Source organism: Tardiphaga sp. 215_C5_N2_1 (genome assembly GCF_052076055.1).
In the GTDB taxonomy this organism is placed as follows: domain Bacteria; phylum Pseudomonadota; class Alphaproteobacteria; order Rhizobiales; family Xanthobacteraceae; genus Tardiphaga; species Tardiphaga robiniae.
The window spans coordinates 305,507-315,978 of the sequence record NZ_CP197240.1 but is presented as its reverse complement, the minus strand read 5'-3'; the positions used below and the strand labels follow the sequence as shown (position 1 = coordinate 315,978).

General features: G+C 60.2%; 7 protein-coding genes. All 7 read right to left on the bottom strand.

The annotated features are described in order from the left end of the window. Positions 1-446: 446 nt before the first annotated feature. Positions 447-791, bottom strand: coding sequence for a hypothetical protein (locus tag AB7828_RS01410; RefSeq protein ID WP_441229189.1), 345 nt, complete (start codon positions 789-791; stop codon positions 447-449). A 124-nt stretch (positions 792-915) separates the two neighbouring features. Next, positions 916-1,953: a transglutaminase-like cysteine peptidase gene (locus tag AB7828_RS01405; RefSeq protein ID WP_441229188.1), complete on the bottom strand. Its 1,038-nt coding sequence runs from the start codon at positions 1,951-1,953 to the stop codon at positions 916-918. Between the two features lie 224 nt (positions 1,954-2,177). Beyond that, complete coding sequence (locus AB7828_RS01400) at positions 2,178-3,512, bottom strand: HlyD family type I secretion periplasmic adaptor subunit (protein ID WP_116660556.1); 1,335 nt, start codon at positions 3,510-3,512, stop codon at positions 2,178-2,180. Beyond that, positions 3,499-5,685: a type I secretion system permease/ATPase gene (locus tag AB7828_RS01395; RefSeq protein ID WP_231077420.1), complete on the bottom strand. Its 2,187-nt coding sequence runs from the start codon at positions 5,683-5,685 to the stop codon at positions 3,499-3,501. The genes AB7828_RS01400 and AB7828_RS01395 overlap by 14 nt, the downstream gene beginning before the upstream one ends. 216 nt (positions 5,686-5,901) lie before the next feature. Then, positions 5,902-7,485 carry a TolC family outer membrane protein gene (locus AB7828_RS01390; protein ID WP_093761952.1) on the bottom strand — a complete coding sequence of 528 codons (1,584 nt, stop codon included), beginning with the start codon at positions 7,483-7,485 and terminating at the stop codon, positions 5,902-5,904. Between the two features lie 392 nt (positions 7,486-7,877). After that, positions 7,878-9,290: a mannose-1-phosphate guanylyltransferase/mannose-6-phosphate isomerase gene (locus tag AB7828_RS01385; protein ID WP_441229187.1), complete on the bottom strand. Its 1,413-nt coding sequence runs from the start codon at positions 9,288-9,290 to the stop codon at positions 7,878-7,880. A 9-nt stretch (positions 9,291-9,299) separates the two neighbouring features. Next, positions 9,300-10,298 carry an NAD-dependent epimerase gene (locus AB7828_RS01380; RefSeq protein WP_439068185.1) on the bottom strand — a complete coding sequence of 333 codons (999 nt, stop codon included), beginning with the start codon at positions 10,296-10,298 and terminating at the stop codon, positions 9,300-9,302. Positions 10,299-10,472 lie beyond the last annotated feature (174 nt).

The window sequence follows — 10,472 nt, the reverse complement described above, 5'->3', positions numbered from 1 at the left end:
TCTATTTTTGGGAATGCCCGGAAAAATCCACAAATCGCGGCGTATCTATTGTAAAAATAAGAAAGTATTCGAAAAAACGACTTATTTTATACTTTGTAAGATGACTTCTCATATCGCACTGAACAACGAAATCAGCTCACAACCACAGGCACGTCCGCCAATATTGGACGGGCGCCTGAATTTGCTTTCGCGAGCCGATATCGACAGCGGCGCGAACCGCTGCGTGGTGATCGCCCTTCGCGAGTAAATTTCGAAATGGGACAGTTGCTTAAAGCGCATTCGTGTCACGGCCAGATGGCAGGGTCGCCATTTGCCGTGCGCATTCCGCGAATCTCTGGGATCGCGCACTTGTTCTCCGGACACAGACGTGAGTCAGCAAGCTGCGCAGATGCGCAACTCGCTATCGCAGGACTGCTATCGCAGGAGATAGTTGATAGGATAAAAGTCTAGACGCGGGTAACGACGCACGCGACCGGGCTATACTTGGCCCGATACAACAGCGCGTGCTCGCGAATGCCATCCAGCCATACGCCACGGCCTGCATAGCGATATCCCTCACCCATCGGGATCAGGCGAACAGGCATTGCACGGTGCGGGGTCAGGTACAGATGGCCGGTGACGATATCACCCGGAAAGGTCACACGGCCTGAGGTCAGCTTGTAGACCGCCCCATTCTGACAATCGACGGAGAAGGCAGCGCCTGGAAGCAGGCCTTCGGCATGCGAGACAGTTGCACCGGAAGCCATTCCGGCAGCCACCAACAAACCCAACAGCGTGTGCTTGAAGCGCATCTCAATCCCCTCGTCGACCTCACCCTGGCGCATTAAGAGCCCAAGATGCACGGAAGTACAAGATCGCGAAGCGCATAAAACGTCGATATCAGGCCGATTATCGACGTTGTGTTGTCGAACTATCTCAGAGCGCCAGCGGCAAGGAAGAGCCACCCCCGAAGCCGTCCACCTCGGCCGCGGGCAACATGTCGGTCTCACTCTCATGATGCGGACGCGCGGCATAGGGCGCGGCGAACAGGCTGACGCCTTTGTGGTCGATGGCGAAAAGCGGCATGAAATGCGGCAGATCGCGCGTTTCCGACAGTCGGGAGTAGCGATTGTCGAGCACCAGCCAGCGGCCATCGACACGGACGGTCAGCACCGCATGGTCCTGGCGCACCGCCATGTCACGCACCAGCATCATCTTGATATCGGCCTCCGGCACACCCGTTGCGACGAGCATGGCGAATTTGGCGATCGCATAATCTTCGCAATCGCCGATGCCCGCAGACAGCGTCTCAAGCGGCGAACTCCACAGATCGGCGACGCCGTGCTGCTGATAGTCTCCAACATAGCGGATTGCGTAGTTGACGTCGCGATTGATCGCCTCGACGCGTGTGCGCAGATCCAACTCGGCGGCGGAACGCGTGACGGCGACGAACTTGCGCGCGCCGGCGGCGCAGTTCTCGCTATCGGCCTTGCAATCCTCGATCGATTTCATGTCGGCGCGCATACGTGCTTCGACACCGCGCCACTTCGTCCACAACAGCCCTTCGGGCGCGCGGAAGGTGAACAGGCCGAACGGCTCCTCGCTGGTGGCAGGCAGGATCGCGGCCGGAGACGGCGCATCGCTGATCACCTTGGCATCTGATCCCTGCGACGCGTCCAAGGATGCGAGTTCGATATTGCCGGGCTTTGCACGGTTCTCGCTGTCACGCTTGGCCAGCACCTGGTTGATCGTGAAGAACCGAACCGGCGGCGCGGTCATGCCCGCGATCGCCGATTCCATCACGGGGCGCTCAAGCACCGTCTTCTTCGCGCGTGACTTTGCAAATGCTCCATCGCAAGCGCTGACGCTTACAACACCGGCGAGCACGAACCCCAGCGCACGCGGGAATGCCCGCGTCTGATCGATACGCAACATGACTGACGCCCCGTTGTCCGGAGCATCGGCCGACGTCATTGCGTCGATCCCCGTCCGGATCTTGTGGCATCAGGGATAAATCGGGGGCTGCTTCAGGCCGGTTAAAACGCGTCAACCTAGGCTTGTATGTCGTTAAACGCGCTCAATCGCCTACCAACGCATTCGCTCGAATTTTAGCGAAGCCTGCGTTTTAAGAGTTCGTTGACTCTGACGGGCTGGGAGCAAGGTAACATACGGAGCACCGGAGATGCTCCGTAGCGCTATCAGCGTTCGCGAAACGCCTCGTCACGCAGCATGCGCGCAGGCTTCACGAGATAATCCAGCACCGACTTCTTGCCGGTCAGGACTTCCACTGTCGCCACCATGCCGGGAATGATCGGCAGCGGCTGCTCGGCAGTGCCGAGGTGGTTCTTTTCGGTGCGCACCATGACGCGGTAGAACGTCTCGCCGCGCTCATTCTTGTCACCCTTCTCGTCGGTGATGGTATCGGCGCTGATACGTTCGACCCGGCCGTGAAGCGATCCATAGACCGAAGAGTCGTAGGCGCTGAGCTTCACCACCGCCTCATGGTCCGGACGGATGAAGGCGATGTCCTGCGGACGAATGCGCCCCTCGACCAGCAGCGTATCCTCAAGCGGCACGATCTCCATCACGCTGGCGCCTGGTGCAACGACCGCACCAATGGTGGTGACATTGAGTCTATTAACGATGCCGTAGACCGGTGACCGCAGTTCGGTGCGCCGAACGCGATCCTGCGCGGACTTGATGTTCTCGTCGAGCACCGCGAGATCACCGCGCGATTTCGCGAGATCATCTTCCGCCGTGGAACGAAATGCCGTGGTGATATTGAGAAGTCGCGACTGCGCTTCCTTCACGGCGGCCTCGGTCTTGACCATGGTTGCCTGCACCACCGCGAGCTGGCCGCGCATGTCGGTGGCCTGCCGGTCGGACCGCAGCATCTCGATCTCGGGAACGACCTTCTGCTCATAGAGCCGGCGCGTCAGCAAGGTTTCGCGGGTCAGCAGCGTCAGCGTCTCGGAGAAGCGGGTTTCCGACGCACGGAGCTCGTCGATTTCCTTTTTCTTCTGCCATTCCTGCTGGGCAATCACGTCGATGTCCTGCGCAAGCTTGCGCATATGAGCGTCGAACACGCTCCGTTCGGTCTGAACCGCACGAGGTGCAAGCTTCGTGAGATCTTCCGGAAACTCGACGCTGGTCTTGCCGAAGGTCTCTGCCTCCAGTCGGATCACGCGGGCAGCCATGGCACCGCGCCGCTCGCGGATTTCGCCAAATTGCGCCGCGAAGTTGGTATCTTCGATGCGCGCCAGCGGCTGATCCTTTCTGACGATAGCGCCTTCCTGAATCAGCAATTCGCTGATGATGCCGCCTTCGAGCGATTGCACCACCTGGGTCTGGCGCGACGGCACCACCTTGCCATTGCCGCGCTTCACTTCATCCAGCACGGCGAAGTGTGCCCACAGCAGGAACACGACGAGCAGACCGGTGACGGTCATCAACAACATCCGCGCCGTGCGCGGCGTGCGCATTTCCATGGCCGCACGAACGTCGTTCGAAAATGCGAAATCAGACTGCGACATTGACCGGCCTCCCCGCGGCTTGAGGAGCCTGCGGCTGCGGACGCAAGCGCGTCAGGATCTGATCGGCAGGACCGTCGGCGACGATCTTGCCGTTGTCGAACACCAGAATGCGATCGACCAGCGACAGGAGCGACGGACGATGCGTCGAGACGATGATCGACATCTCGCCCTTGGCGAGCGTCTTGAGGCGATCGAGGAATTCACCCTCACTGCGCACATCGAAATGCGCAGTGGGTTCGTCGAGAAACAACACACGTGGCTTGCGGATCAGCACACGGGCGAGGCCGATCGCCTGTTTCTGGCCGCCCGACAGGCTACGGCCGCCTTCGGCAACCATCATATCGTAGCCTTGCGGATGACCGGCGATGAAGGTCTCGACGCCGGACAGCCGTGCAGCCGCGAGCACTTCCTCATCGGTCGCATCGGGACGGCCAAGCGTGATGTTGTCGCGCAGCTTGCCATAGAACAGATCGGTGTCCTGCAGCACGAAACCGATGCCGGCGCGCAGGTCCGCCGGGTCGTATTGCCGGATATCGATGCCGTCGATCAGGATGCTGCCTTCGCTCGGCGGATAGAACGCCGTCGCCAGACGGCCGACTGTGGTCTTGCCTGAGCCGACCCGGCCGATGATGCCGATCTTCTCGCCAGGCTTCACATGGAAAGAGATGCCGTCGAGCGCTTTGGCCGGGCTGTTCGGATAGGAGAAGCTGACATTGCGGAATTCGATGCTGCCCTTGGTGATCTCACGGGCCACGAAGATCTTTTCCGGCGGCCGCTCGCGCTCCGTCGCCATCAGGCGATCGATCGACCGCAGGGCCGACATGGTCTGCGTCGCGCGCGTCATCACAGCCGCGATGCCGGCGATAGGACCGAGAATGCGGCCCGACAACATATTGGCCGCAACCAGCGCACCGACCGACAGTTTGCCGTCAAGAATGAGGAACACACCGACCACGACCAGCAACAGGCTGCACAGCTGCGTCGCCACGCTCGCACTGGTCATCGCCAGCGACGACCAGAACTGCACGCCTTCGCTTGAACGTGCCGTCGCTGCGACGGAACGTTCCCACACTGTCTGCACCCGGCTCTCGCCAGCAACTGCGCGAACGGTCTCGATGCCGTTCAGCGATTCGATGAGAATGCCGTGGCGCGCGGCCGATTCTGCCTGCAGGCGCTTCATCGCACGATCGAGCGGCCGCTGGATCAAGAGACCGACGAGGATCATCACAGGCAGCATCGCCAGCGGGATCCAGGCCAGCGGCCCGGCAATCACGAACAGCACCGCAATGAAGATGATCGCGAATATCATATCGGTCGCCGACACGACCGTGCCCGATGTGAAGAATTCGCGCACCGAGTCGAAGTCGCGCATCTGATTGGCGAGAATGCCGACCGAGGGCGGACGCTTGTCCATCTTCAGCGCCATCACATGTTCGAAGATGTTCGACGCCAGCACCACGTCGATCTTCTTGCCGGTCATGTCGATGATGCGGCTGCGGACCACCTTGAGCAGGAAGTCGAAAGCGATCGCCAGCGACAGGCCGATACCAAGTGCCACCAGCGACGGGATCGCGCCATTCGGGATGACGCGGTCATACACGCTCATGGTGAACAGCGGCGCGGCGAGCGCCAGCATGTTGACGATGAAAGCTGCAATGGCAACATGGCTGTAGTTCGAGCCGAACCGGCTAACGACCGACCAGAACCAGTGCGCCTTCGGCAGATCGCCGGCGGCGACAGCACGCGGATCGCTGACAGACGCCGGACGGACGAAATAGACGAAGCCGGCATATTTCTCTTCGACGGCTTCGATGCGCTCCATGGCGATCGCGCCGTCACCGACGGGGGTTGCCAGTGTCAGACGGCCACTCGCCAGATCGATGCCGCGCAGAATCCGCGTCGAACCGTCGTGAAACAGAAGCACAGCAGGCAGGACCAGCGCGGGGATATCCTTGAGCGGCCGCTCGTTCAGTTCGGCCTCGAGACCAGCCCGCTGCGCCGCGCGCTCATACAGAGCCGTTGTCAGCACGCCGCGCTCGACCGGGAGACCGGCAAGCAGCGCACTGCGGCTGACAGCTCTGCCGTGGTGAGCGGCGAGATAAAGCAGGCTGTCCGTTAACGGATCAGCATGCTGATGCTCGACCTCCGCTACGGGCGCAGCCGGCAGGTCCATTGCAATATCGAACTGGGGTGAGCGAATGTTCAATGCAGCCTCGGAAATTCCAGGCGCCTTGTATGACCCGTGCGCGGATCTACTGGCCTTACAAAATATGACTTGCCAGCTTTACAGGCGATCCTTACGGAGCGCCTGTACTATTTCGCGGTTCAGACGAATTGCTGAACTTACGGTAAACCCGACCGCGGATTATAAATCCGCGTGCTTAATTGGTTAACGGCGCCCCGCAGAAGCATCGGCCGACACGCTGCCCTGCCCGACCTGGCCCGATGTCACGAACAATGCGTTGGCGTTCGACAGATCTTGCGAGGCCCAGCGATCACCGAACAGCACGGCTTTCGGTTCCAGCGCCGGTGCGAAAGGCGAATTCCAGGTCTGGAAGGGCAAAACCGTATTAAGCGGTTCGGATCCCGGCTCCGGCGCCGTCAGCAGGATCGGGGGCAGGCGATACGGGATCAGGCCGGATGCACGGCTCTCGATCGGCTCAGACTCCGGCGGCTTGCCGGTCTTCAGATAGGACAGCAACTGTCCCATGGCCGCCAGCAACTGATAGTCGGCGAACACGGTGACGCCGCGTGCAGACACCAGCGAGACGTTGGCGTTGAAGTACTGGTTCTGCGAGTTCAGCAGATCGATCAGCGTGCGCTGGCCGAGCTCGTATTCCTTGTTGTAGGCCACGAAAGTACGGCGAGCCGCTTCAACTTCACGCACCAGCGCCGCTGCACGTTCCGTCGTGATCGTCCGCGCAGCCCACGCCTTGTCGAGCGACTCCAGCGCATCACGCTGCAGGCGTGCATGGCGCTGCTGCTGCTCAATCATGCGTTCGCCAGCTTCGGCGCGCTTCCACGCATCCTGACCGCCGCGGAAGATATCCCAGCTCACAACAACCTTGCCGCTGACTTCGTCGCGATTGCCCGGATAGGTGATTGAGTCCTTGCCGCGCAGCGCGCGGCCTTCCAGGGCGACGTTCGGAACGAATGCGCCGGCGGTCGAGTCGAAAGCACGCTTGGCCGCATCGACATCTGCGCCAGCGGCGCGGATCGTCGGATTGTACTTGAAGGCGACGTCAAGCGACTCGTTCTTGGTTGCCGGCATATCCGGCAAGCGACCGGGGAAACGCACATTGAACGGCTCAAGACCGACGGTCTTGCGATACTTGGCGCGCGCAAAATCGAGGCTGAGGCGGAAATCCGACAACACGGCTTCTGCTGCAGCCACCCGCTCTTCCGCCTGCTGGGTATCGCCCTCACCGGCGCGACCGCCAGCGAAACGCGCACGGACGTTGGCGCGCAGTTCGAGATGAACCTTGAGATTTTGTTCGGCCAACGCGACCAGACGCAAATAGCGCGTCACATCGACATAGGCTTCTGCCGCATCGAGCGCGATCAGTTCGGTCCGTTCAAGCACCCGGAACGCAGCAGCATCGACGCGCGCAGCCTGACGCCAGATGTCGTTGATCGACGCAAAGCCGTCGAACACCAGCTGGCGCACCGTTACCGACGCCTCGCTGCCGTTGACATAGGAGCCATTGCCGGCCGGCGCAGGAACGATTGCCCGGTTCAACATCTCGGGACCGGTATTCGCCTGCAGCCTGATCTGAGGCAGCAAAGTACCTTGGCTCTGGCGAAGTTCCGCTTCGGTGGCGCGGCGATTGGCAGACGCCTCGCCGACACCTGGGTTCGTCTTTACCGCCTGATTGATGGCGTCAAGAATGAAAAATGGTTCGGCTGCATGAGCGAACTTGCCGCTCGATCCCAGCAATACAACTACAAGGAAAATCTTTGCGATCTGCTTCATGGATTGAGCGCTAACAAGAAACGGAACTTGCCGCAATCCGAAAGCCACATTTTGGATCGAAAACTGACTCATTGTTGCAAGAATGCATTACCTCGTCCGGAGGCGGCACGGTCCGCTTATCCGTCACGGCGCTGTCATTTTCGTCTCTGATTTCAGGCATTTATCAATACCTAACAACAGGTTAATACGATTTCGTGAGTGGCAGAACCGGCCCCAGGACAACGAATGCGCGTTGGCCGGACCAGCGCGCGCCCAATTGTGGCAATCATCGCTATTTCGTAAAATGGAAAAAGATACGACATGAAGGGATCGTGGTAGCCCCTCACCGGCACCAATTCAGGCGAATGCACGCTGTGGGTGCATCGATTCGGGCGAGTATCGCCCGGCGCCCGCTAGCTCCGCTTGTAGTCATCCTCGATGCGAACGATGTCGTCCTCGCCAAGGTAGCTGCCCGTCTGCACCTCGATCAGCTCGAGCGGAATTTTACCAGGGTTTTCCAGACGGTGCGTGGCACCGAGCGGGATGTAGATCGACTCGTTCTCGTGGACGGTCTTGTTCTGATCGTTGATCGTCACCTTCGCGGTACCACGCACAACGATCCAGTGCTCGGAGCGATGGTGGTGCATTTGGAGTGACAGCCGCTCTCCGGCTTTCACCACAAGGCGCTTGACCTGATAGCGCTCGCCATCCTCAAGGGCCTGCACGGATCCCCATGGGCGATGCACCTTGAGATGATCCTCGGTGACCTGCGGCGCCGTGACCTTCAGCTTCGCCACAAGCCGTTTCAAGCCGTTGGCATCCTTCTGACGGGAGACCAGCACGGCGTCGTGCGTCGCCACCACCACGAGATCGTCGACGCCCTCCAGCGCCACCACCGGACCATCGCTGGCCACGTTGCAGTTGCGCGAGTCCTCGAACACCGCCACCCCCTGCGCGGCATTGCCCTGCGCATCCTTGTCAGACAGCTCCCACACTGCGAGCCACGAGCCGACATCCGACCAGCCGCAGGACACCGGCACCACGGCCGCCTTCCTCGTCTTCTCCATTACGGCATAGTCGACAGAGATCGATTTTGCCTTCCCGAAAGCGTCCGCATCGAGCGTAAAGAAGCCGAGATCGCGGCCGGCCTTCGCCACAGCGCTGGTGATGGTCTCGACACTATCGGCGTCGACACCACGATATTCATCGAGCAGCATCCCCGCCCGAAACATGAAGTTGCCGCTGTTCCAGAGATAGCCGGCCTCAATATAACCGGTTGCCGTCTGCAGGTCCGGCTTCTCGACGAATTTGGCGACACTCTTCACCTCGCCGGAAAGCACCTGGCCTGGTGAAATATAGCCGTATTCGGTGGCCGGACGCTCCGGTTGCACGCCGAACGTCACGATGTGCCCGGCATCGGCAACCACCAGACCAGCCCGGCACGCCGCCACGAAAGCCGGCACGTCGCGCACCACGTGATCAGCCGCAAGTGCAAGCACGACCGCATCCTCATCGCGGGTTTGGGCGAACGCGGCACCGGCGGCAATGGCCGGGCCTGAATCGCGCCGCGCCGGCTCGAGCAGAATGTCTGCATCGAGCCCGATCTCGGCGAGTTGTTCGCGCACCATGAACCGATAGGCGGCACTGGTGATGACAATGGGACGATCGAACAAGCCAGTATCGGATACACGAATCACGGTGTCCTGAAAGGTCGAGCGCGGTCCGAACAATGGCAGAAATTGCTTCGGGCGCCCCTCACGCGACGACGGCCACAGGCGCGTACCGGCACCGCCACACATGATCAGGGGAATAATGCGCTTGCTCATCAGTCGCTCTCAACCCTTCGCGTTCAGATTACCGTAGTGGCTGCGATACCACGTCACGAATTGCCGAATCCCCTCCTCGATCGAGGTATCCGGTTTGAAGCCGACGTCACGCATCAGATCGTCCACATCGGCAAAAGTCTCAGGCACATCGCCCGGCTGCATCGGCAGCATCGTCTTGATCGCCTCAAGCCCCAGTTCCTTCTCAAGAACCGAGACCACATGCAAAAGGTCCTCTGGCTTGTGGTTACCGACGTTGTAGATTCGCGCTGGCGCCTCGTCCTCGCTACCCGTCGGCACATGATCAATCAGCCGCCCGATAGCACCGACAACGTCGTCGACATAGGTGAAGTCGCGTCGCATGTTGCCGTGATTGAAGAGCTTGATCGGCTGCTTGTCGAGAATCGCCTTGGTAAACAGGAAGATCGCCATATCCGGCCGACCCCAAGGACCATAGACGGTGAAGAAACGCAGCCCGGTGGTCGGCAGGCGATAGAGATGGCTGTAGGAATGCGCCATCAACTCGTTGGCCTTCTTCGTCGCGGCATAAAGGCTGATCGGATTGTCTACCCTGTCGCTGACGGAAAACGGTTTCTTCTTGTTGGCGCCATAGACCGACGATGACGACGCATAAAGCAGATGTTCACAGCCATTGTGCCGGCATCCTTCGAGGATATTGAGAAAACCCTCGAGATTGGCATCGGCATAGGCGTGCGGCTGATCGATGGAATAGCGCACCCCCGCCTGCGCAGCGAGATGAATGACAACAGGGAATTTGTATTCGCCAAACAGCGCCGAGATCGCGGGACGATCTGCCAGATTCGCTCTCACAAAGGTAAAGCGAGGCTGGCCCTCCAGCAGCTTCAGCCGCGCCTCCTTCAGCGCCGGATCGTAATAGCTGTTGACGCTATCGAGACCAACGACCGTTCGGCCTTCGGCCAGCAACTGCCGCGTCACGTGGAAACCGATGAAGCCGGCAGCACCGGTGACAAGGATGGGTTGTTCAGACATCGTGTCCCCAGACATTCGCCAGAAATCGCCATGTTGCATGACGATCCGTGTCGCATTCCATTAGCCATCCAGGCGATGATGTTGCAACACTTCGGCATCGCAGCATCCGATTGCGTCAGAAGCGCGGCCTTCGCCGCTAGCTATGCCATGAAAACAGGGTAAGAAGAGCCGCCG